Source organism: Azospirillum endophyticum (assembly GCF_016595245.1).
Taxonomy (GTDB): Bacteria; Pseudomonadota; Alphaproteobacteria; order Azospirillales; family Azospirillaceae; genus Azospirillum; species Azospirillum endophyticum.
Window position 1 is genome coordinate 1 of record NZ_JAENHM010000057.1, and the last position, 21138, is coordinate 21138.

19 protein-coding genes and 1 tRNA gene are annotated in these 21138 nt (G+C 69.1%); 8 read left to right on the forward strand and 12 right to left on the reverse strand.

Annotated elements, in window-relative coordinates; all coding sequences use genetic code 11:
• Positions 1-137: 137 nt before the first annotated feature.
• Together gpt and JHL17_RS17955 are read left to right on the forward strand one after the other, a co-directional pair.
• Positions 138-632 carry a xanthine phosphoribosyltransferase gene (gpt, locus tag JHL17_RS17950; protein ID WP_158282014.1) on the forward strand — a complete coding sequence of 165 codons (495 nt, stop codon included), beginning with the start codon at positions 138-140 and terminating at the stop codon, positions 630-632.
• Between the two features lie 165 nt (positions 633-797).
• On the forward strand, positions 798-2483 hold the full coding sequence (locus JHL17_RS17955; RefSeq protein WP_200195071.1) for a hypothetical protein: 1686 nt from the start codon (positions 798-800) through the stop codon (positions 2481-2483).
• Positions 2484-2634: 151 nt separating this feature from the next.
• Here JHL17_RS17955 and JHL17_RS17960 read toward each other — a convergent pair whose 3' ends face one another.
• From JHL17_RS17960 to JHL17_RS17975, 4 genes are all read right to left on the reverse strand, one after another.
• On the reverse strand, positions 2635-3462 hold the full coding sequence (locus JHL17_RS17960) for an ABC transporter permease subunit (protein WP_200195073.1): 828 nt from the start codon (positions 3460-3462) through the stop codon (positions 2635-2637).
• Positions 3459-4409, reverse strand: a complete 951-nt coding sequence (locus JHL17_RS17965) for an ABC transporter permease subunit (protein ID WP_200195075.1) — start codon at positions 4407-4409, stop codon at positions 3459-3461. The genes JHL17_RS17960 and JHL17_RS17965 overlap by 4 nt, the downstream gene beginning before the upstream one ends.
• 27 nt (positions 4410-4436) lie before the next feature.
• Positions 4437-5930, reverse strand: coding sequence for an ABC transporter substrate-binding protein (locus JHL17_RS17970; protein ID WP_200195077.1), 1494 nt, complete (start codon positions 5928-5930; stop codon positions 4437-4439).
• Between the two features lie 92 nt (positions 5931-6022).
• Positions 6023-7822, reverse strand: a complete 1800-nt coding sequence (locus JHL17_RS17975) for an extracellular solute-binding protein (protein ID WP_200195079.1) — start codon at positions 7820-7822, stop codon at positions 6023-6025.
• Positions 7823-7986: 164 nt separating this feature from the next.
• Between JHL17_RS17975 and ppa the strand changes: the two genes are divergently transcribed.
• Both ppa and JHL17_RS17985 read left to right on the forward strand, forming a co-directional pair.
• Positions 7987-8544 (forward strand): inorganic diphosphatase, encoded by a 558-nt coding sequence (ppa, locus tag JHL17_RS17980; RefSeq protein WP_200195081.1) that lies wholly within the window; start codon positions 7987-7989, stop codon positions 8542-8544.
• Positions 8545-8881: 337 nt separating this feature from the next.
• A complete protein-coding gene (locus JHL17_RS17985) occupies positions 8882-9088 on the forward strand; it encodes a DUF2283 domain-containing protein (protein ID WP_200195083.1) in 207 nt (68 codons plus the stop codon).
• Here JHL17_RS17985 and JHL17_RS17990 read toward each other — a convergent pair.
• Positions 9032-10117, reverse strand: coding sequence for an NAD(P)H-binding protein (locus JHL17_RS17990; RefSeq protein WP_200195085.1), 1086 nt, complete (start codon positions 10115-10117; stop codon positions 9032-9034). The genes JHL17_RS17985 and JHL17_RS17990 overlap by 57 nt on opposite strands.
• 100 nt (positions 10118-10217) lie before the next feature.
• Between JHL17_RS17990 and JHL17_RS17995 the strand changes: the two genes are divergently transcribed.
• Entirely contained in the window at positions 10218-11108 is an 891-nt protein-coding gene (locus JHL17_RS17995; protein WP_200195087.1) for a LysR family transcriptional regulator, read from the forward strand.
• Between the two features lie 26 nt (positions 11109-11134).
• Here the strand turns inward: JHL17_RS17995 and JHL17_RS18000 are convergent, their stop codons facing one another.
• Positions 11135-12085 carry an L-lactate dehydrogenase gene (locus JHL17_RS18000; RefSeq protein WP_200195089.1) on the reverse strand — a complete coding sequence of 317 codons (951 nt, stop codon included), beginning with the start codon at positions 12083-12085 and terminating at the stop codon, positions 11135-11137.
• A 183-nt stretch (positions 12086-12268) separates the two neighbouring features.
• Here JHL17_RS18000 and JHL17_RS18005 point away from each other — a divergent pair, with 183 nt between their 5' ends.
• Both JHL17_RS18005 and JHL17_RS18010 read left to right on the forward strand, forming a co-directional pair.
• Complete coding sequence (locus tag JHL17_RS18005) at positions 12269-12739, forward strand: DoxX family protein (protein WP_200195091.1); 471 nt, start codon at positions 12269-12271, stop codon at positions 12737-12739.
• A gap of 190 nt (positions 12740-12929) precedes the next feature.
• Entirely contained in the window at positions 12930-15626 is a 2697-nt protein-coding gene (locus JHL17_RS18010; RefSeq protein WP_200195093.1) for a bifunctional acetate--CoA ligase family protein/GNAT family N-acetyltransferase, read from the forward strand.
• 332 nt (positions 15627-15958) lie between these two features.
• Here JHL17_RS18010 and modD read toward each other — a convergent pair whose 3' ends face one another.
• Genes modD through JHL17_RS18035 form a run of 5 tightly spaced genes read right to left on the reverse strand, consistent with a single transcriptional unit; the run spans position 15959 to position 19384 of the window.
• The gene (modD, locus tag JHL17_RS18015) at positions 15959-16789 is read right to left on the reverse strand and encodes a ModD protein (RefSeq protein WP_200195095.1); all 831 of its coding nucleotides are present in this window, start codon (positions 16787-16789) and stop codon (positions 15959-15961) included.
• A 25-nt stretch (positions 16790-16814) separates the two neighbouring features.
• Positions 16815-17810, reverse strand: a complete 996-nt coding sequence (locus JHL17_RS18020) for a magnesium transporter CorA family protein (RefSeq protein WP_200195097.1) — start codon at positions 17808-17810, stop codon at positions 16815-16817.
• Complete coding sequence (folD, locus tag JHL17_RS18025; RefSeq protein WP_200195099.1) at positions 17807-18736, reverse strand: bifunctional methylenetetrahydrofolate dehydrogenase/methenyltetrahydrofolate cyclohydrolase FolD; 930 nt, start codon at positions 18734-18736, stop codon at positions 17807-17809. Before folD ends, JHL17_RS18020 begins: the two co-directional genes overlap by 4 nt.
• Before the next feature lies 1 nt (position 18737).
• Positions 18738-19097, reverse strand: a complete 360-nt coding sequence (locus tag JHL17_RS18030; protein WP_200195101.1) for a DUF167 domain-containing protein — start codon at positions 19095-19097, stop codon at positions 18738-18740.
• Between the two features lie 2 nt (positions 19098-19099).
• On the reverse strand, positions 19100-19384 hold the full coding sequence (locus JHL17_RS18035) for a YggT family protein (RefSeq protein ID WP_200195103.1): 285 nt from the start codon (positions 19382-19384) through the stop codon (positions 19100-19102).
• Positions 19385-19667: 283 nt separating this feature from the next.
• Here JHL17_RS18035 and JHL17_RS18040 point away from each other — a divergent pair.
• Positions 19668-19743, forward strand: a tRNA-Ala gene (locus JHL17_RS18040).
• 251 nt (positions 19744-19994) lie between these two features.
• Here the strand turns inward: JHL17_RS18040 and JHL17_RS18045 are convergent.
• Complete coding sequence (locus tag JHL17_RS18045) at positions 19995-20894, reverse strand: hypothetical protein (protein ID WP_200195105.1); 900 nt, start codon at positions 20892-20894, stop codon at positions 19995-19997.
• Positions 20895-21138 lie beyond the last annotated feature (244 nt).

Consider the following 21138-nt stretch of genomic DNA (forward strand, 5'->3'; position numbering starts at 1 on the left):
CTCCACCGAATCAGAAACTTCGACGTTCGTAAACCGCTGTTAACCCGGCTTCGGAGCCCTGCCCCCGAATCGCCCCCGATTGCCGGGCGGCGGCGGCTGGGGTATACAGTCCCCTTGCCGTTTTTGGAGTCAGTCCCGTGGCCGAAGCCCCCTTCAACAAGCATTTCCCGGTGTCCTGGGAAGAGCTCCACCGCAATGCCAAGGCGCTGGCCTGGCGCCTGATCGACCGCGGCCCGTGGAAGGGCATCATCGCGATCACGCGCGGCGGCATGGTTCCGGCGGCGATCATCGCGCGCGAGCTGGAAATCCGCATGATCGACACCGTCTGCGTCTCCAGCTACGACCACCAGCAGCAGCGCAACGCGACGGTGCTGAAGGGCGTCGAGGGCGCCAATGCCGGCGACGGCGAGGGCTGGCTGATCATCGACGACCTGGTCGACACCGGAAAGACGGCGGAAGTCGTGCGCAAGATGCTGCCCAAGGCACATTTCGCCACCGTCTACGCCAAGCCGGCGGGCCGGCCGCTGGTCGACACCTTCATCACCGAAGTCAGCCAGGACACCTGGATCCATTTCCCCTGGGACATCGAGCTGCAGTTCTCGCAGCCGATCGCCAAGCTGCGCAACGGCTGAGCATTCCCGGTCGCGGCGCGGCCGCCCGCATCCGGCGGGGGCCGCGCCCTATCAGGCGCCGCATCCCGGTTCATTACACAATAATTTACCGTTTGCGTCCCAAATGACGCGTGGCGGCGCGCCAGCGCCCGCCAGCGCCTTTCAACATCGCGTGGCGGCCCGCGCATGACCGACGAAATGACCGGCGACCTGCGCCCCTTCGACCCGCAGCGGGCCTTCGACCACCAGCGTGAAGAGCCGCACCAGGACGAGCTGCGGCAGAAGATCGACGCCCTGGTGACGCGGCTGCCGGCCAGCCTCGTCTACAGCCTGCTGAGCGAGATCGAAGGCATGGACAGCGAGCCGACCGACCGGGTCCAGCTCGTCCGCCAGTATGTCATCGAGTATCTGAACCGCCAGCGCACCAACCGCGCCCGGCGCCTGTTCACCAACCTGTTCGAAGCCTTCCTGATCGACGACGACGTGCTGTTCCACGGCGGCGTCGTCCTCCCCGGCATGTTGCAACGGGTCGACGTCGGCGCCCTGTGGGAGGCGCTGAGCCGCGACGCCTTCCCGCTGCTGGCGGTGGAGGCGCAGGAGACGCTGGACGAGATGGCGCGCGGCGACGTGATCGACCGCATCCTGCGCTCCCCCGTCGCCATGGTGATGAGGGAGCGGATGCGCGTCGCCTCGGTGAAGCATCTGGACGCCGTGCTGGCGAACAAGAAGGCGGTGGAGGAGCTGCTGGCCGGCATGTCGCGCAATCGGCCGCGCCGCACCCGCCTGATGTCGGGCTTCCTGGAAAAGACGCCGCACATCGACCTCGGCACGCTGCGGCTGATGCATCTGGTGCTGGCCAATGCCGAAGGGCCGCTGAAGCCGGTCGCCGAGCGGCTGGAGGAGTTCCCGGCCTCCTGCAGCGGCGAGGTGGAGGCGAACCGGCTGGCCGACCTGCTGCTGGACGCGACGGACCAGCTGCGCGACCGCTGCGGCGACGATCTGGCCAGCCTGCTGCCGCTGTCGGTCCTGTCGGTGAAGCGCAACTATCCGGTGGCCGCGCTCTATATCCGGCAGAGCGGCGTCGATCCCAGCCGCGGCGACGCCATGACCTCGGCGCTGACCGGGCATTTCATCGGCGTCACCCGCGCCCTGACCGCGGCGTTGACCGCCGTGCTCAAGCTGAACGACCGGGTCCCCGGCTCCGCCATCCGGCCCAGCGCCAAGGAGAAGGCGCGGCTGGAAGCGCTGGTGCAACGGCTGGACCAGCTGGTCCATGCCGCGACCTCCGCCGGGCTGATGGAGGACCGGCGCAGCGAGCCGGCTTTCCGCAACGCCTGGACCCAGGCGGCGAAGATCATCGGCGCGCGGGTCACCGCGGTGGCGATGGAGCGCTCGGCCCAGGCCGCCGCCGCCCGGCGCCAGCCGGTCATCGACCATGCCGACGTCATTTGGCTCGACCGGCTGCTGTGGCGCTGGCAGGCGATGTCGCGCGACTTCGGCTTCGAGACCTACGATCTGGTGAAGTGGCGCGAGACCCTGCTGGAGGAGCTGCGCGCCAACGTCGAGAGGGCGATGAAGTTCGAGGAGACCGACCCGCTGGACGAGCGGATGGAGCATCTCCTGCGCATCGACGCCATCGCCGGGGTGTTCGGCCAGCGCGTCAGCGCCTGGATCCCTACCTTCAGCCACAACATGACCCGCCTGCTGTCGCACCGGCTGGAGCGCGGCGGTACGCTGGGTGCCGAGGAGCAGGCGATCATCGACGACCTCGTCGCCACCGCCCGCACGGAAGTCGGCAAGTCGCGCTATTGGAAGAGCAACGAGCTGATGGACCTGATCGAGCTGTCGGAGCGGACGCGGCAGGTGGGGTGAGGAGGCGGGAATTTGAGCAAAGTTACCCCCCCACCTTAATCCTCCCCCGCTGGGCGGGGGAGGGGACTGGTGCTGATGCGGGAGAGTGGCGGCAGTCCCTCCCCCGCCCAGCGGGGGAGGTTAGGTGGGGGTCTAACCTCACCGTCCGCCTTCACAGCACCCCCGAAGACCGGTGCCGCGGATCGAGCCAGTCGCGCAGGCCGTCGCCCAGCATCGTCAGCCCCATGACGCTGAGCGCAATGGCGACGCCGGGGAAGACCGCCTGCAAGGGGGAATTGAACAGGTGGGTCTGGGCGTCGCCCAGCATCTTGCCCCAGCTCGGGCTAGGCGGCTGGATGCCGAGGCCGAGATAGCTCAGCGCCGCCTCGTTGACGATGGCGACGGCGAACAGGATCGTCGCCTGGACCACGACGATGCCGGCGATGTTGGGCAGCACATGGACCAGCGTCGCCGACAAAGGCCCCCGCCCCAGCGCCAGCGCCGCCCCGACGAAGGGCCGCCGCCACACCGCCAGCGCCGCGCCGCGGGTGACGCGGGCCAGCACCGCGGCGTTGAACAGCGCCAGCGCGACAACGACGTTGATCGCCCCCGCCCCCAGCGCCGCGGTCAGCAGGATCGCCGTCAGCACGGCCGGGAAGGCGAAGACCAGATCGCCCAGCCGCGCCACCGCCTCGTCCCCCCAGCGCCCCAGCGCGGCGGCCAGCAGACCGAGCGGCACGCCGGCCAGCAGGCCCAGCCCGACCGCCGCCGCGCCGACCGCCAGCGAGTTGCGGGCGCCGACCATGATCATCGACAGCACGTCGCGCCCGAAATGGTCGGTGCCGAGCCAATGGTCGGCATCGGGCGGCCTCAACCGGGCGACCACCCGCACCTGTTCCGCCGGATAGGGCGTCCACAGCAGCGACAGCAGCGCCATGGCGACCAGCAGCAAGGTCAGCGCAGCGCCGAAACGGAGGGAGAGGGGCAGTTTCCGCCTCACGACTCTCCGCCTTTCGGCCGCGGGTCGGCCAAGGCGCAGGCGATGTCGACCAGGGCGTTCACCACCACGACGAACAGCGCCAGCAGCACGACCACCCCCTGCACCACGATCAGGTCGCGCTGGCCGATGGCCTGATAGAGCAGCCGGCCCAGCCCCGGCAGGGTGAAGACATTCTCCACCACAACCGCCCCGGCGACGAGGAAGGAGATCTGCAGGCCCAGCACCGTCGCCACCGGGATCAGGGCGTTGGGCAGGGCGTGGCGCAGCAGCACCGCCATGCGCCCCACCCCCTTGGCGCGGGCGGTGCGGACATGGTCCTCGCCCAGCGTGTCGAGCACGGCGGTGCGGGTGACGCGGGCGAGGATGGCGGCCTCCGGCACCGCCAGCGCCAGCGCCGGCAGCAACAGCGCGTGCAGCGCCGGACCGACGCCGCCGCCCCAGCCGGGGAAACCGCCGGCCGGGAACCAGTGCAGGGTCAGCGAGAACAGCAGGATCAGCAGGATGGCGATCCAGAAGCTGGGCATCGACACGCCCAGCTGCGCGAAGCCCAACACCGCCCAGTCGCCGCCCCGCCCCCGCCGCGCCGCCGCCAGCAGGCCGAGCGGCAGGGCGGCGACGGTGCTGAGGATCAGCGACAGCAGGGCCAGCGGCAGGGTCACCGCCAGCCGCTCCGCCACCAGCTCGGCCACGGGACGGGCATAGGTCAGGCTGACGCCGAGATCGCCGCGGGCAAGATCGCCGGCCCAGTGCAGGTAGCGGGTCAGGACGGGCTGGTCGAGCCCCATCTGGCCGCGCAGCGCGGCCAGCGTGTCGGGCTGGGCGTTGACGCCCAGCATCAGCAGCGCCGGATCGCCGGGAACCAGCTGCAGCACCGCGAAGACCGCGATGCTGGCCAGCCAGACGGTGACGATCAGGCTGGCCAGCCGTCGCAGCAGGAACGCAAGCACGCGGGGGCTATCCTTACCTACTTGGCCTTACTTCCAGGAGACGCCGGTGACGTCGTTGGCCTGGACCGGGCGGTTCACCCACATGCCGGTGAGCTTCGCCTTCTGCACCGTCACCGAGGGCAGCATGAAGAGGAAGCCGTTGACCGCGTCCTCCGCCAGCACCTTCTGCTCCTCGCCGTAGAGGGCGTTGCGCCTGGCCGGATCCTGGATGCGGTTCAGCTCGTCGTTCAGGCCGTTGAAGCGCTCGCTCTTGTAATTGAAGTAGTAGTCGGGGCGGGCGTAGATGTCGATGTCCAGCGGCTCGGTATGGGCGATCATGGTCAGGTCGTAATCCTTGCCCTTGAACGTCTTCTCCAGCCAGGCCGCCCATTCCACCGGCTCGATCTTCGCGCGGATGCCGACCTCGGCCAGCATGGCGGCGACCAGTTCGCCGCCGCGCCGGGCGTAGGGCGGCGGCGGCAGGCGCAGCGTGGTGTCGAAGCCGTTGGGATATCCCGCTTCGGCCAGCAGAGCCTTCGCCTTGGCCGGGTCGTAGGGATACATCCCGGTCAGGTCGACATAGCCCTCGCGGTGCGGCGGAAAATGGCTGCCGATGGCGACGCCGTTGCCGTAGAGCACGCCCTCGATCAGCGTCTGGCGGTCGATGGCGTGGGCCATGGCGCGGCGGACGCGGACGTCGTCGAAGGGCTTGCGGGCGTTGTTGGTCGACAGGATCGTCTCGCCTTCCGTCGAACCGACCGTCACCGTGAAGTTCGGGTCGCTGCGGAATTCCGGCAGCGCCTCGTAGGTGCTGAACAGGGTGAAGGCGTCGATGTCGCCGGCCTTCAGCGCCGCCACCTGGGCAGCGGGGTCGCTGACGAAGCGGAAGGTGACGCGGTCGAGCTTCGGCTGGACGCCGTCATAGTCGGGGTTGCGGACCAGCACGACGCGGTCGCCGGCGACCCAGCGGTCGAAGCGGAAGGGACCGGTGCCGACCGGCTTCTGCTTGTTGGTCGCCGCCGATTCCGGGGCGACGATGGCGGCGTCGCCGCTCGCCATGTGGAACAGGAACAGGCCGTCGGGACGCGACAGGGTGACGACCGCCGTGTGCGGGTCGGGCGTCTCCACCTTGGCGATCGGGGCGAAATAGGCCTTCTGGGCATTCACCGAATCGGCGGCGCGGGCGCGGTCGAGCGTGAACTTCACGTCGGCGGAATCGGCGGCCGTGCCGTCATGGAACTTGGCATTCGGGCGCAGGCTGAAGCGGTAGGTCAGCCCGTCCTCCGACACCGTCCAGCGCTCCGCCAGGCCGGGGATCAGCCTGCCGTCGGCATCGACGCGCAGCAGCGGTTCGAACAGGTTGGCGTAGGTGACTTCCTTGATGGCGCCGGCCGCACCGGCGGTGGGATCGAGATGCGGCGGCTCCAGCGCCATGCCGACGACGAGGTCGGTGCGCGGCTGGGCCGTTGCCGTCAGGGATGTGGCGACGAGCGCCACGGCTACGGCGGCAGCCAGGGTGAAGCGCGGCTTGGCGGTCGGCATGGTTGGCAAACTCCCCCGTCTCGTCGTTACCGACGGTCTCTTTGCCGCGATGATGCGGTGCGGCGGAGAAGAGCGCAAGCGAAGCCCTGCGCCTATTCCACCCACCAGCTTTCCAGCATCGGGCCGTAGAGCGGGGTGACGGCGGGACGGTGCAGGGTCGCCCAGCGGGCGATGCGGTCGGCCGGGCTGTGGTACAGCGGGACCATGTACTGTCCCCACAGCAGAACCCGATCGAGCGCCCGCACCCGGCCGACCAGGGCGCCCCGCGTGGTCGTGGCGGCGATGGAGCGGGCGAGCGCATCGACCACCGGGTCGCGGATGCCGGCGAGGTTGCGGCTCCCCTCCTGCGCCGCCGCATCGGATCCGTAATAATAGAGCTGCTCGTTGCCCGGCGACAGGGTGGACGCCCACCAGCGCAAGGTCATATCGAAATCGAAATGCTCCAACCGGGCCTGGAACTGGGCGCTGTCCACCGTGCGGACGCGGGCCTCGATCCCCAGCGGTTCCAGCGAACGGGCGAACTCCAGCGCCACCCGCTCCTCCGACGGATCGGACAGCAGGATTTCGAAGGCGAAACGATTTCCCGCCGCATCCGCCAGCCGGCCGTCGCGCACCCGCCAGCCGGCCTGCTCCAGCAGTCTCAGCGCCTCGCGACGGTTGGCGCGCAGGCTGGTCGGGCCGTTGCCATTGCCGGCGTCTGGCAGGGTGAAGGGCTTGGTGAACAGGTCGGGCGGCAGGCGGTCGCGGAAGGGCTCGAGCGCCTGCAACTCCTCCCCCTCCGGCAGGCCGCGGGCGGCAAGCTCGGAGTTGGGGTAATAGCTGGCGGTGCGGGTCAGCAGGCCGTGGAACAGGTTGCGGCCGATCCAGTCGAAGTCCGGCGCCATCCCCAGCGCCCGGCGCACCCGGACATCGGCGAACAGCGGCCGCCGGGTGTTGAAGATCAGGCCGCGGGCCGGTTCGGGGCGGTGGTTCGGCACCTCCTCCCGGACGATGCGGCCGTCGCGCAAGGCGGGGCCGTCGTAGCCGGTGGCCCATTTGGCCGGATCGCTTTCGTAACGAACGTCTCCCTGCCCGGCCTTGAAGGCTTCCAGCGCCACCGAATCGTCGCGGTAATAGTCGAACTCCAGCCGGTCGGCGTTGAACTGGCCGACGCGGGAGGGCAGGTCGCGGCCCCAATAGTCGCGCACCCGCTCGTAGACGATGCGGCGGCCGGGATCGACCGCGGCGACGCGGTAGGGGCCGCTGCCCAGGATCGGCTCCAGCGTCGTGCGGCTGAAGTCGCGGCCGGACCAGTAGGCCTTGGAATGGATCGGCATCAGCCCCATCAGCAGCGGCATCTCGCGGTCGATGGTTCCGGCGGCGTCCGGAGAGAAGGCGAAGCGGACGGTCTGCGGGTCGGGCGCCCCGGCCGCCGCGACCTTGGCGTAGAACAGGCGGCGGTTGGGCGTGCCGTGCGTCCGCTGCGCCTCCAGCGAGAACAGCACGTCGGCGGCGGTCACCGGCGTCCCGTCCTGCCAGCGCGCCTTGGGGTCGATGTGGAAGGTGACGGACGAGCGGTCGTCGGCGACTTCCACCCGGTCGGCCAGCAGGCCGTAGAGCGAGAAGGGCTCGTCCCACGACCGCGTCAGCAGCGTCTCGAAGACGTAGCCGAGCCCCAGCGCCGGCACGCCCTTGACGATGTGCGGATGCAGGCTGTCGAAACTGCCGGTCACCGCCTGCCGGATGGTCCCGCCCTTGGGCGCCGCCGGATTGACGTAGGGAAAGGCGGCGAAGTCCGGCGGCAGGGCAAGGTCGCCATGCATGGCGATGCCGTGATGCGGCGATTCGGCCCGTCCCGGTTGGGGCGCCAGCAGGGCCAGAAGGGTGAGGAGAAGCAGGATCGGGCGGGTCATGACCGGCAGGGTTGCCGCTTTGCCGCACCTGCGCAAGAGCCCGCGCAAGTTCCTTGGACTCGCCCGGCGTTCCGCCTAAACTCCGGCCCCGCGTGGCGCCGGACCGGGCATCGGCGCCAAAACAAGAATGTGCCCTGAATACGCCAGTCGAAGGAACGCGATACATGGATCTGAGCAAGCTCGCCGCGGGCAAGAACCTGCCCTGGGACGTCAACGTCGTCATCGAGATCCCGATCGGCGGCCAGCCGGTGAAGTATGAGGTCGACAAGGACTCCGGCGCGGTGTTCGTCGACCGTTTCCTGCACACCGCGATGTTCTATCCCTGCAACTACGGCTTCATCCCGCACACCCTGTCGGGTGACGGCGATCCGGTGGACGTCTGCGTCGTCGGCCAGCACGGCGTCGTCCCGGGCGCGGTCCTGCGCTCGCGCCCCATCGGCGTCCTGTACATGGAGGACGAGGCCGGCGAGGACGAGAAGCTGCTGGCCGTTCCGGTCGACAAGCTGCACCCGTTCTACACCGACGTGAAGAACTACACCGACCTGCCGGCCATCGTGACCGAGCAGATCGCCCACTTCTTCGAGCATTACAAGGATCTCGAGAAGAACAAGTGGGTGAAGGTCCGCGGCTGGGGCAACGCCGAAGAGGCCGCCAAGAAGATCGAGGAAGGCCTGGCCCGCGCCCTGGAAGCCAACAAGGGCACCCCGGGTCCGGTGGTCTGAGGGTTGTTCTGTTTGGGCGAGCCGATGTCTGAAAAGGCATCGGCTCGTTCCGGTAGCCCTTCTCCCCTTGCGGGAACGCAATTGCATTCGGCGAGAATCGCCCTCTCCCGCCCCGGGAGAGGGAGGGGACCCACGAAGTGGGGAGGGTGAGGGGTAGGGCGAGAATCCGGAACCGCATGGTTCCTTGGATTACCCCTCACCCTTCCCACCGCTTCGCGGCGGGCCCCTTCCCTCTCCCGGGGCGGGAGAGGGAGCCTCATGCGATAGCTTTACGTTTCGGAAGAAGGGCTCTCCATATCCGACGATCAACCCAGCACAGCGGCCAATCCGGCCGTCGATGATGAAAACCAGCTACGATCCCGGCACCGACAGCCTGTATATCGAGGTTCGTCCGCTCCCCTCGAAACGGACGGACGAGATCGAACCCGACGTGATGGTCGATTATGGCGCCGACGGCGAGCCGGTCGGCTACGACATCCAGCATGCCTCAGCCAAAACCGACCTGATCGGACGCCTGATCCTGATGCCGATGGCTGCCGAATAACGTCCGATCGGGTTCGGGGCCGTCCGCCGGCTGCGCGGGGAGATGGCCCAGCCCTTCCAGCGTCCGGCGTACGGCCAGATCCAGCGGCGTGTGCGGTTCCTCGCCGAGGAAGGCCAGCAGGCGGCGGTTGTCGAGCCGCACCGGCCTTTGCCACAGATAGCGCATCTCGCTGATCTCGCGGAGCAGCGACACCGCCAGACCGCCCAGCCGCACCGCCCACCAGGGCATCCGCCGCACCGGCAGGCCGGGGTCCCCCAGCGCGCGGGCGATGGCCGCGACCATCCCGCCGCCGTCGGCATCCCAATGGCCGCCCATGTGGAAGACTGCGTCGTCGCCCAGCTCCGCCTCGCGGTCGAGCAACCGCATCGCCGTCTCCGCCACGTCGGGCAGATAGGCCCATTGATGGCCGATTCCCGGCCGCCCCGGCTGGTTGATCCGGGTCGGCGGCTTGCCGGGCGACAGCAAGCCCTGGCTGAACCAACTGCTGCCGGCTCGCGGGCCAAAGAAGTCACCACTACGTAGGATCAACAGCTTCGCCCCCTGCCCCGCCGCAAGATGCAGGCGGCGCTCCATCTCCACCCGGATGGCGCCCTTGCGGGTCGTCGGGTTCTGCGCCGCCGTCTCCGGGATCAGCGGGAAGACGTCGGGACCGTAATTGTAGACGGTGCCCGGCAGCAGGATGCGGGCGCGGTTGGCGCGGGCCGCGGCGATGCTGTTGTCGAGCATGGGTAGAACCAACCGGTCCCAATGCCGGTAGGCGGGCGGGTTGACCGCATGGACGATCAGGGCAGCGTCCTCGGCCGCCGCAGCCACATCGGCGGCGTTCATCGCGTCGCCGACGATCCAGTCGATGCCGTCCGGCCGCCCGTTGGGCTGCGGTTCCGCCGCCGGCTTGCGCCGCAGGCCACGCACCGACCAGCCGCGCGCCGCCAGCGCCCGCGCCATCTCGCCGCCGACCCCGCCGGTCGCCCCCAGGACCAGGGCGGTCCTGCCCGTGCCGGTCGCCTGCCCCACTATCGCCGCCTCCATCGCTGCCTCCATCGCTGTCCGCCCGGTGATGGCGTAAGGATGGGGCGGACCCCGGCTGAACGGAATTGTCGAACTCCGGCGGGTGGCTATACTGAAATCGATGACCTCACTTCCGCCGAGCTGGGACCTCTACCGCAGTTTCCTGGCGGTGATCCGCGAAGGATCGCTGTCGGCGGCGGCGCGCGCCCTGGGGTTGACGCAACCGACGCTGGCCCGCCATGTCGCGGCGCTGGAGGCAGCGGTCGGCGGCAGCCTGTTCGTGCGCTCGCCGCGCGGGCTGGACCCGACCGACGCGGCGCTGGCCTTGAAGCCGCAGGCGGAGGCGCTGGACGCCGCGGCGTCCGGCCTGTGGCGCACCGCCTCGGGTCTGGGGTCGGAGGTGCGCGGCACCGTGCGGGTCACCGCCAGCGAGGTGGTGGGCGCCCGCATCCTGCCGGCGATCCTGGCCGGCCTGCGCGCCCGCCATCCGGCGCTGGAGATCGAGCTGGTGCTGTCCAACACCATCGACGATCTGTTGCAGCGCGACGCCGACGTCGCCGTCCGCATGGTGGAGCCGGAACAGCAGGCGCTGCTGGTGCGGCGGATCGGCGTCATCACGGTCGGCATGCACGCCCACCGCGACTACCTCGACCGCCACGGTGTTCCGCAACACCCGGACGATCTGGCCCGCCACAGCCTGATCGGCTTCGACCGCGAGACGCCGGACATCCGCGCCATGCTGCGGCGGGCGCCGGCCATCGCCCTGCCCCGCTTCGCCCTGCGCTCCGACAGCCATCTGGCCCAGTTGGCGGCCATCGAGGCCGGGTTCGGCATCGGCATCTGCCAGGTGCCGCTGGCGCGGCGGAACCCGGACCTCCGGCGGGTGCTGGCCGACGCCTTCGACATGCCGATGGGCATGTGGGTCGCCATGCACGAGGATCTGCGCTCCACCCCCCGCTGCCGCGCCGTCTTCGACGGGCTGGCCGCAGGGCTGGTGGATCATCTGGGGTAGCGTCAACCGGTCTAGCCCACGCGGCGTCAGCCGCTCCAACCCATGCGTCGCTCGACGCCGTCGGCGGCCTCCTTCAGGATCTCGGCGCTGCGGCGCAGGGCGGTTTCCTCCTCCGCCGACAGGTTGGGCAGGATGGTTTCGTGCACGCCGCCGGCGCCGATGACGCGCGGTAGTGACAACACCACCTGCGGCACGCCGCAGACCTCGTCGGTCAGCATGGCGCAGGTCGCCACCAGCCGTTCGTCGGCGCCGATCGCCGACACCAGCCGGGCCAGCCCGCCGCCGATGCCGAAGGCGGTATGGCCCTTGCCGTTGATGATGCGGTAGGCGGCCCGGCGCACCCCCTCGTCGATGGCGGCGCGGTCCTCCGGCGTCAGGTTGCGGCGCAGCTGCCCGGCCGCCTGCTCGACCGGCAGGCCGGCGACGGTGGCGCTCGACCACAGCAGGACCTCCGAGTCGCCATGCTCGCCGACGACATGGGCATGAACGGAACGCGGCGTCACCGCCAGCTTTTCGGCCAGCAGGGCGCGGAAACGCGCGGTGTCGAGCACGGTGCCGGAGCCGATGATCCGGTTGCGCGGCAGACCGCTGATGCGGGTGGCGATCTGCGTCATCACGTCCACCGGGTTGCTGGCGACCAGCAGAACCGCGTCGGGGGCGGCCTTCAGCACTTCGGGGATGATGGCGCCGAACACCTTGGCATTGCGTTCCAGCAGTTCCAGCCGGGTTTCGCCCGGCTTCTGGGCGACGCCGGCCGACAGCACGACCACCCCGGCCCCCTCCAGCGCGGCGTAGGAGCCGGCACGGACGGTGACGGCATGGGTGAAAGGCACGGCATGGGCGATGTCCTGCGCCTGGGCCTGGGCCAGCGCCTCGTCCCTGTCGACCAGCACGACCTCGCTCGCGGCGCCGGTGGTCACCATGGCGAAGGCGGCGGTGCTGCCGACGAACCCCGCCCCGACGATTCCGACCTTCATGACATCCTCCCAAACACGGTCCGGGCGAATTGTGCTGGATCATTGATGGAAACAAAAGAACTCAAATAATGGCCGGGTGTGTGTCGCGGACTTCCTCCGCCCCCTGCCTGTCAGCCAGCATTCTCATCCGGGACTTTCCAGCCAAACGGGCAAGATCCTCTAAAATTGTAAGGATTGATCATCATGTCCACTGGATTGGCAAACAACAGCGTTTCTCATGCCGGTCACGACACCTCGCCGCTCGCTGCACTGATCGGCCCGGCGATCCTGCCCGACCGCTTCTCACCGGCGCTGCCGATGAACATGGTGCGCATTCTCCTGGGCCTGTTCTACACCCCGCACATCTATCAGAAGCTGAGCGGCATCGATGCCTCCCTGGGCTTCTTCGCCAAGGCCGGCTTGGAGCCGGCGCCGCTGTTCCTTGGCCTCGCCATCCTCTGCGAATCCCTGGCCCTGGTGACGCTCGTCGGCGGCTTCTTCACCCGCTGGACCGCTCTGCTGTCGGCCGGCTGCATGGTGGTGGCCGCCTATGCCACCTTCGCCACCAAGGGGGTCAACTGGTACTGGGCCAAGGGCGGGGTGGAGTATCTGGTGCTGTGGGGGCTGCTGTCGCTGGCGGTGTCGGCCGACGCGTGGCGCCGGTCGTCCCGCTGAGCGGAACGGGCACCGCCCGACCGGAACCGGCGCGACGAAACGCCTCTTGCCCAATGGTCATACCAGCCCTTAATGTTGCGTCGCAGCAAATGGCGGGGATGAAAGTCCGGGCTTGCGCTGTTCGTCATCAAAACCGTCGGTGTCCCGTGGCAGACTGGGACCGGCGCCTATCCCAGCACCGGATCCGGTCATGACCGTTCGCAACCTCGACAAGCTGTTCAAGCCCGCCTCGATCGCCCTGATCGGCGCCAGCCGCAAACCGGGCACGGTGGGCGCCGTGGTGGCGCGCAACCTGTTCCAGGCCGGCTTCGACGGTCCGGTGATGCCGGTCAACCCGACCGAACGCGCGGTGGAAGGGGTGCTGACCTACAAGACGGTGGACAGCCTGCCGATCACGCCGGATCTGGGCGTCATCTGCACGGCGCCCGATACGGTGGCGGCGACCATCGACGCGCTGGGCAAGCGCGGCACCAAGGCCGCCATCGTCATGACCAAGGGCATGTCGGCCGACCAGATCCAGACGATGCTGGAGACGGCGAAGCCCTATCTGATGCGGGTGCTGGGACCGAACAGCCTGGGCGCCATGGTGCCGGCCCGCGGCATGAACGCCAGCTTCGCGCCGGTGGCGCCGCGCAAGGGCGACGTGGCGCTGGTGGCGCAGAGCTCGATGGTGCTGACCTCCGTCGCCGACTGGGCGACCTCGCGCGGCATCGGCTTCTCGCATCTGGTGTCGCTTGGCGAGCGCGGCGACGTCGATTTCGGCGACCTGCTGGACTATCTGGCCAGCGACGTCACGGTGCGCGCCATCCTGCTCTATATCGAGAGCATCACGCATGCCCGCAAATTCATGTCGGCCGCCCGGTCCGCCTCGCGCCAGAAGCCGGTGATCGTCATCAAGGCCGGCCGGTCGGACGAAGCGCAGGAGGCCGCAGCTTCCCACACCGGGGCGCTGGCGGTGTCGGACGCCGTCTACGACGCGGTGTTCCGCCGCGCCGGCGTGCTGCGGGTGAACGATCTGGCCGAACTGTTCGATGCCGCCGGCACGCTGGGCACCGGGGTGCCGATCACCGGCGACCGGCTGGCGATCCTGACCAACGGCGGCGGCATGGGGGTGATGGCCACCGACAAGCTGATCCAGGCCGGCGGCCGGCTCGCCGCTTTGGCGCCGGAGACGCAGGAGGCGCTGGCAGGGCCGCTCGGCCCCCAGCCAGGCGGGGCGCCCTTCCGCAACCCGCTGCGCATCGGCGCCGACGCGACGCCCAAGCGCTATGCCGAGGCGCTGAACGCGCTGATGCAGGACACCGGCAACGACGCGGTGCTGGTCCTGCACTGCCCCTCCGCCCTGACCGACAGCGAAGCCATCGCCCAGGCGGTGGCGGAGACGGTGCAGGCCAACAAGGCGCGCCGCCATCCGGTGCTGACCAGCTGGATCGGCGACCAGTCGGCGGTGGGGGCGCGCAAGCTGTTCGCCGACGGCCGCATCCCGACCTACAGCGGCCCGTCGGACGCGGTGCGCGCCTTCATGCATCTGGTGCGCTACCGCCGCAGCCAGCAGCTTCTGATGGAGACCCCGCCGTCGGTGGCGGAGGATTTCCAGCCCGACGAGATCACCGTGAAGAAGGTGGTCTCCCGCGCCATGGCCGAGAAGCGCGAGTGGCTGAGCGAGTATGAGGCCAAGCGCGTGCTGGCCGCCTACGGCATCCCGGTGGTCGACACCCGCGTCGCCCAGACGCCGGCGGAGGCGGCGACCGCCGCCCGCGTCATCGGCGGACCGATCGCGCTGAAGATCCTGTCGCACGACATCACCCACAAGTCCGACGTCGGCGGCGTCGTGCTCGGCCTGACCAGCCCGGATCAGGTGAGGGAGGAGGCCGAGGCGATGCTGGCCCGCGTCGCCGAGCTGGCGCCCGAGGCACGGATCGAGGGCTTCACCGTGCAGGAAATGGCCGTCCGTCCCGACGCCTACGAGCTGATCGTCGGCATGACCGAGAACGAGATGTTCGGCCCGGTCCTGCTGTTCGGCGAGGGCGGCATCGGCGTCGAGGTGGTGGAGGATTACGCGCTGGCCCTGCCGCCGCTGAACATGAAGCTGGCGGCCGAGCAGATGAGCCGCACCCGCATCCACCGGCAGCTCCAGGGCTACCGCTCGCGCGCGGCGGTCGATCTGGACACGGTGGCGCTGACCCTGAACAAGGTCAGCCAGCTGGTGGTCGACTTCCCCGAGATCGCGGAGCTGGACATCAACCCGCTGCTGGCCGATGCCGACGGCGTGATGGCGCTGGACGCCCGCATCAAGGTGGGCGTGCCGGCGCTGCCGGGAGCGGCCCGGCTGGCGATCCGCCCCTATCCCAAGGCGCTGGAGGACCGCATCACCATCAAGGACGGACGCCAGTTCTTCGTCCGCCCGATCCTGCCGGAGGACGAGCCGCTGGTGCACCATCTGGTGGAGAACCAGACGGCGGAAGACCTGCGCCTGCGCTTCTTTGCGCCGCTGAAGCGGCTGTCGCATCAGGCGGCGGCGCGGCTGACCCAGATCGACTACGACCGCGAGATGGGGCTGATCGCCGTCGGCCCCGACCCGCAGACCGGCGACACCATCATGTACGGCGTGGTGCGCATCACCGCCGATCCCGACAACCGCCGCGCCGAATATGCGGTGATGGTGCGGTCCGACATGAAGGGCCAAGGGCTGGGCTATATCCTGATGAACAAGATCCTCGATTACGCCCGTTCGCGCGGCATCCGGGAAGTCTATGGCGAGGTCCTGCGCGAGAACACCAACATGCTGAACATGTGCCGCGCCCTGGGATTCGTCCGCAAGGAGAACCTGGACGAACCCGGCGTGGTGGAGGTGCGGATCGAGCTGGGCGGCGGGCTGGCGGCGTAAAGGTTCCTATACCGGCGGTTGATGGCGGCAGTTGACTACAGGCACGGATGGGGCAATATCAGGCTTGGCGGGCAGGGGGATTCCGCCCCCCTGCCCGCCAGCCCGATGCTAGCTGAAGAGATCAAGCAAATGCTTGACGATCTCCAACGCCAGGATCAGGAGTTGGAGGATTTCCTTCATCCTCTGTTCTCCTTGTGCGCAGCGGGGATGGCGGCCAGTCCGCCATCCCATCCGCGCCGCCACTGTGGCGCACGCATAGGTATTGCGGAAGCGCTTTCACTCGCAAAATCGGAAATTCCGGGGACTGCGGCTCGCCGTTGCGGAGGTCGCCGCTACGCCGGTTCCAGCACCACCTTCACGTCGGCGGGCGGACCGAAGAAGGGGGCCGAGGTGATCAGCAGGCGGCAGCCGGCCGCGGCATAGGCGGCGGCGTTCGCCTCGGTCACGCCGCCGGCCGGGGCCACCACCGGCGGCGGGGTCAGCCCGCGCGTCGCGTCAATCACCGCGCGGGCGGCGGCGGGCGGCAGCTTCTCCAGCTGGATGACGTCGGCACCGGCCTGTGCGAAGGCCACCGCCTCCTCCACCGAACCGACCTCCACCACGATCTTCTTTTCCGGGGCCTTGCGGCGGAGGGCTGAGATCCAAGCATCATGCCCTTCGGTCAGGAAGGCACGGTGTTCGGGGAAGACCAGCAGCGTTTCCGACAGACCCAGCCGGTGCATCACCGCCCCGCCCGCCTGCACCGCCTTGACGCTGAGATCCTTGGCACCGGGGAAGTTCTTGCGGGTGCAGGCGACGGTGACGCCGGGGGCGGCCTCGACGATGCGGCGAGCGCGGGTGGCGATGCCGGAGGCGTATTCGACCAGGGTCTGCGCCACCTTCCAGGCACGGTGCAGCGATCCGGCCGGGCCGTCGGCCTCCAGGAAGGTCACGGCGGCATCGATGGCGGTACCGCTGGGCTGGACGCGCAGGATATGGCCGCCCGCCTTCTCCACCAGCCGCGCCGCCTCCTCCGTCCCCGCCAGCACCATGGCACCGCGGGCGGCGAAGCTCATCCGCGCCGGGCGGGCGGCGATGCCGAGCGCGTCGGTGGTCAGGTCGCCGTAGGGAACATCCTGCGCCAGAAGCGCGTCGAGGGCGGCATCGGGCAGGAGGATCGTCATCGGGGTGTCCCTCTTGGAGTTGGGCCTACAGCCAGCCGCGCCGGCGGAAGTACCAGAGCGGGACCACCGCCGACAGCACCATCAGCAGGATGGCCATCGGATAGCCGAAGTCCCAGTCGAGTTCCGGCATGTGCTTGAAGTTCATGCCGTAGGCCGACGCGATCAGCGTCGGCGGCATCAGCGCCACCGAGACGACCGAGAAGATCTTGATGATGGCGTTCTGTTCGATGTTGATCAGGCCCAGCGTGGCGTCGAGCAGGAAGTTCGCCTCGTGCGCCAGGAAGCCTGCATGCTCGGTCAGCGAGCGCAAGTCGCGCGTCATCGTCTTCAGCGCGGTCTTCTGGTCCTTGTTCAGCCGGCCGCCGCTGACCGAGGTCATGAACACCACCAGCCGGTCGAGGCCGGCCAGGCTGTCGCGCACCTTGTGGGTCAGGTCGCCGGCCCGGCCGATGCCGCGCAGGACGTCCTGCAGTTCGTCCGGCTTCTTGGCCGCCTTGCCGAAGCCGCCGCCGTCCAGCGAATCGTCGAAGATGCGGGCCGACAGCTCGTCGATGCGGCCGCCGACCAGTTCCAACACGTCGGCCACCCGGTCGATCACCGCATCGAGCAGGCCGAACAGCGCGCTTTCCCCGGTCGCCAGCAGCTCCGGCTGGCGGACGCTGCGGGCGGCGAAGGTGATGACCGGCAGCGGTTCGGTGTAGCGCAGGGTGATCAGGTGGCGCGGGGTCAGGACGAAGGTCAGTTCGCCCTGCTCCGGATGGGGCGAGGTGGCGCGCGAGATGATCGAGGAGGTCATGTAGATCCCCTCCCCCTCGACGTAGAGCTGGCTGGAGGCCTCGATCTCCTTCATCTCCTCGCGCGTCGGCAGGTCGCAGCCGGTCAGCGCGCCGACATGGCCGCGCTCGGCTTCGGTCGGGCGCAGAAGATCGATCCAGACCGCCCCGCCCGGCAATTCCTCGCCGAGTTCCAGCGGCTGGCGCACCACCCGTCCATCCTCGGCACGGGCGTGGACGGTGATCAAAGGGCGGCCTCTTCCGGCACCGGCGCGCCGGCGGCGCGGCAGGCGGCGGCCAGCGTGTTCAGCATCAGGCAGGCGATGGTCATCGGGCCGACGCCGCCCGGGACCGGCGTGATGGCGCCGGCGACCTTCACCGCCTCGTCGAAGGCGACGTCGCCGACCAGCCGGGTCTTGCCCGGCTCCGCAGCGGCGACGCGGTTGATGCCGACCGCGGGAACGCGGTTTATACCAACGTCGATCACCGTGGCGCCCGGCTTGATCCAGTCGCCGCGCACCATCTCCGGCCGGCCGACCGCCGCCACCAGGATGTCGGCGCGGCGGCATTCGGCGGGCAGGTCGGCGGTGCGGGAATGGGCCATCGTCACCGTGCAGTCGGCCTGCAGCAGAAGCTGGGCCATCGGCTTGCCGACGATGTTGGAGCGGCCGAGCACCAGCGCCCGCTTGCCCTTCAGGTCGCGGCCCAGCGTGTCGCGGATCAGCAGCAGGCTGCCCAGCGGCGTGCAGGGCACGATGGCGCCCGGCTGGCCGGTGGCGAGCAGGCCGGCATTGACGACGTGGAAGCCGTCGGCGTCCTTTTCCGGGACGATGCGGGCCAGCACCTTCTGAGTGTCGATGTGCCGGGGCAGCGGCAGCTGGACCAGGATGCCGTGCACCGCCGGGTCGGCGTTCAGCCGGTCGATCAGGGCCAGCAGGTCGGATTCGGCCATGTCGGCCGGCTCGTGATGGTCGAAGCTGTTCATGCCGAGTTCGACCAGCGCCCGCTCCTTGGAGCGGACATAGACCTGGCTGGCCGCATCCTCGCCCACCAGCACGACGGCCAGACCGGGAGTGACGCCATGGCTGGCCTTCAGCGCCGCCACACCGTCCGCCACCCGCGCACGCAGGCCGGCCGCGAAGGCCTTGCCGTCGATGATCGTCGCGTCCGCCATGCTACTCTCCACCCTCGCTGCCCACATCGTCGATCAGGGCGGACAGCCGCGGCAGCAGTGCCGCCGGGTCGCCCGCCACATGCAGTATCTTGTTCCGGTCGGTGGCGCCGGCCACCACCGTCAGGCTGGTCTTGGGCAGTTTCCATGCCTTCGACAACAGTTTTATGACGGCCTCGTTGGCCTTGCCGTTTTCCGGCACCGCCGTGACCGCCAGCTTCAGGACCCGCTTGCCGCCTCCCCCCGCCCCGGACACGGCGGTGTCGGCCATGCCGGTCACCGCGTTGCGCGACGCCTTGGGCGTCACCCTCAGCGTGACCCGCACTCCGTCGGCCACCGCCTCGAAGGGAGAGGGGACCGCCATGGTCAGAAGCGCGGCCAGTACTGGGCCATCAGGTTCTGGATGAAGGAGATCGCCAGCAGCACGACGATCGGCGACAGGTCCAGCCCGCCCAGGTTGGGCAGGACGCGGCGGATCGGGCGCAGCACCGGTTCGGTGATGCGGTACAGGAAATCGCCGATCAGGTAGATCGCGCGGTTGCGCGTGTTCACCACGTTGAAGGCGACCAGCCAGCTGAGGATCGCCGACAGGATCAGGACCCAGAAGAACAGGTCGAGGATGGTGTTGATGAGCAAATACAGCGCGATCATGCCGGGCCAGCTCCATGGCGGTTTTTGCGGCGGTTTTCTGCGGCGGGCGCGCGCAGCGCACCGCGAAGCGGGCGCCAGCCTTTTCCGGGCACCCTAAGCATAAGCATGGAGACCTGTCCAGTACGGCGGCCCGCCGATCGTCCGGCCGGCCTGCGGCGTATCGGCCGTCCTACGCCGTTGCGCGCGCTCTTCATTTTTTCTGAATCGAGCGCTTGACAGCACCCCCCGGCATGGACAATATCCGCGCCACGCCGGGGCGACGAAGACGCAACGGTGTGAGTGTGGGGCCGTAGCTCAGCTGGGAGAGCGACGCGTTCGCAATGCGTAGGTCGGGAGTTCGATCCTCCTCGGCTCCACCATTTTCCCCTTCCCTGGAAGGGTGAGACAAGTCGATGGAATGACAGCGGGCGTTGCCGGGAACGGCATCTGGCCCGCTTTTTCGTTGTGTCTATCGGATCGGGTTCGGCCAAGGGCCAGGACCTCGACCCGGAACCGCCACGCGTCGCCATGGTCGAACAGAAACGTCACCGCCGCCGCGCCCTTCGGAAACGCCCGGGCCGAAGGGCGGCCCGGACGATGTGGTGACGGCTTCGGCCATGATGTCCCCCTCCTACCGGTGCGGCGGCCTGCCGCGTTGCGCCTGCGGCAGGCTTTCACGGATGTCGGGGACGCCGGCCAGGAAGATGGCGTCGGGCTGGTGGTTGACGTAGGCGAGGAAGATGTACTCGTTCCAGTGGTTGGCGGTCGGGCCGAACTTCAGCAGGGTTTCGGCATCCGCGGCTTTCCGTCCGCCGGCCGCGGTCATCCGGACGACCTCGCGGCCGATATAGTCCAGGAACCGCTGCTCCGTCCCGTCCAGCACCACATAGGGCGTGGTGACCACCACATGATGGCCGATGTCCGGGACCGGCGGGGGCAGCAGGCGGGTGTACCAGAGCTGGCCGGCTTCCCCGAGATACCCCGTCGCCGAGTGGCACCGCAGGACTCGGCCGGTCACGATGTCCTTCAGCAGCACCAGCGGGCCGTCCATGCCCATGTGGACGTAGAAACCCATGCGGGAGTCCTGCATCGGCCGGACGATGCCGGCGATCCAGCCCGGCATGCCGGTGGTTTCCGCCACCCGCAGGATGCAGGTTCCCATGGTCTCCCGGCTGGCCCCGAACTGGAGGTCGAAGAAGGCCCACATGTTGAAATAGCTCGCCGTCAACGGGCTGATCGGCGGGCCTTCCGGGATATACTCGTCCTCGGCCTTCGCCATGGCCTTGGCGTACCCCTTCGCCTCGGGCATGGCGGAGATCGCCTCGGCGAACATCGACACCAGCGTCAGCCCCTGGGCATAGAAGGCGAAGGCGGGGTCGTAGCCCTGCTCGACGAGGTCCTCGAAGCGGCTGCCGTCGAGACCGGCCTCGGCGGCCAGCTCCCGGCCCGCCCGAAACGCGGACAGGTCGATGACGTTCGAGCGGATCTGGGTCGCCACCTTGCGGGCGATCTTGTCGGCGACGCTTCCCATGAGGCTCCCGCGACCGGTTGGCCCACGCCTTTGTGCATGCGGACGTGGCAGGTATCAATAATATGGGCATGACGGTGCCGTGGACACCCGTGACGATGCCGGTGGGTGTACGGTTCGGTCAAGGTGGCCATCGTGATGGTACCGCTCGACCGACCTCGATGAAGGCACCGGACATTGTCCAGCCCATCGGTTGCCTGCAAAATCAAACCTTGATGGCAACCGAAGTGGAGGGGCTTGAAGGAAC

Excerpts from the sequence above, each read along its gene's own strand:
- JHL17_RS17955 (WP_200195071.1), top strand. The coding sequence starts at position 798 with ATGACCGACGAAATGACCGGCGACCTGCGCCCCTTCGACCCGCAGCGG.
- JHL17_RS17970 (WP_200195077.1), bottom strand. The coding sequence starts at position 5,930 with ATGCCGACCGCCAAGCCGCGCTTCACCCTGGCTGCCGCCGTAGCCGTG.
- JHL17_RS17975 (WP_200195079.1), bottom strand. The coding sequence starts at position 7,822 with ATGACCCGCCCGATCCTGCTTCTCCTCACCCTTCTGGCCCTGCTGGCG.
- ppa (WP_200195081.1), top strand. The coding sequence starts at position 7,987 with ATGGATCTGAGCAAGCTCGCCGCGGGCAAGAACCTGCCCTGGGACGTC.
- JHL17_RS17985 (WP_200195083.1), top strand. The coding sequence starts at position 8,882 with ATGATGAAAACCAGCTACGATCCCGGCACCGACAGCCTGTATATCGAG.
- JHL17_RS17990 (WP_200195085.1), bottom strand. The coding sequence starts at position 10,117 with ATGGAGGCGGCGATAGTGGGGCAGGCGACCGGCACGGGCAGGACCGCC.
- JHL17_RS17995 (WP_200195087.1), top strand. The coding sequence starts at position 10,218 with ATGACCTCACTTCCGCCGAGCTGGGACCTCTACCGCAGTTTCCTGGCG.
- JHL17_RS18000 (WP_200195089.1), bottom strand. The coding sequence starts at position 12,085 with ATGAAGGTCGGAATCGTCGGGGCGGGGTTCGTCGGCAGCACCGCCGCC.
- JHL17_RS18005 (WP_200195091.1), top strand. The coding sequence starts at position 12,269 with ATGTCCACTGGATTGGCAAACAACAGCGTTTCTCATGCCGGTCACGAC.
- JHL17_RS18010 (WP_200195093.1), top strand. The coding sequence starts at position 12,930 with ATGACCGTTCGCAACCTCGACAAGCTGTTCAAGCCCGCCTCGATCGCC.
- modD (WP_200195095.1), bottom strand. The coding sequence starts at position 16,789 with ATGACGATCCTCCTGCCCGATGCCGCCCTCGACGCGCTTCTGGCGCAG.
- folD (WP_200195099.1), bottom strand. The coding sequence starts at position 18,736 with ATGGCGGACGCGACGATCATCGACGGCAAGGCCTTCGCGGCCGGCCTG.
- JHL17_RS18030 (WP_200195101.1), bottom strand. The coding sequence starts at position 19,097 with ATGGCGGTCCCCTCTCCCTTCGAGGCGGTGGCCGACGGAGTGCGGGTC.
- JHL17_RS18035 (WP_200195103.1), bottom strand. The coding sequence starts at position 19,384 with ATGATCGCGCTGTATTTGCTCATCAACACCATCCTCGACCTGTTCTTC.
- JHL17_RS18045 (WP_200195105.1), bottom strand. The coding sequence starts at position 20,894 with ATGGGAAGCGTCGCCGACAAGATCGCCCGCAAGGTGGCGACCCAGATC.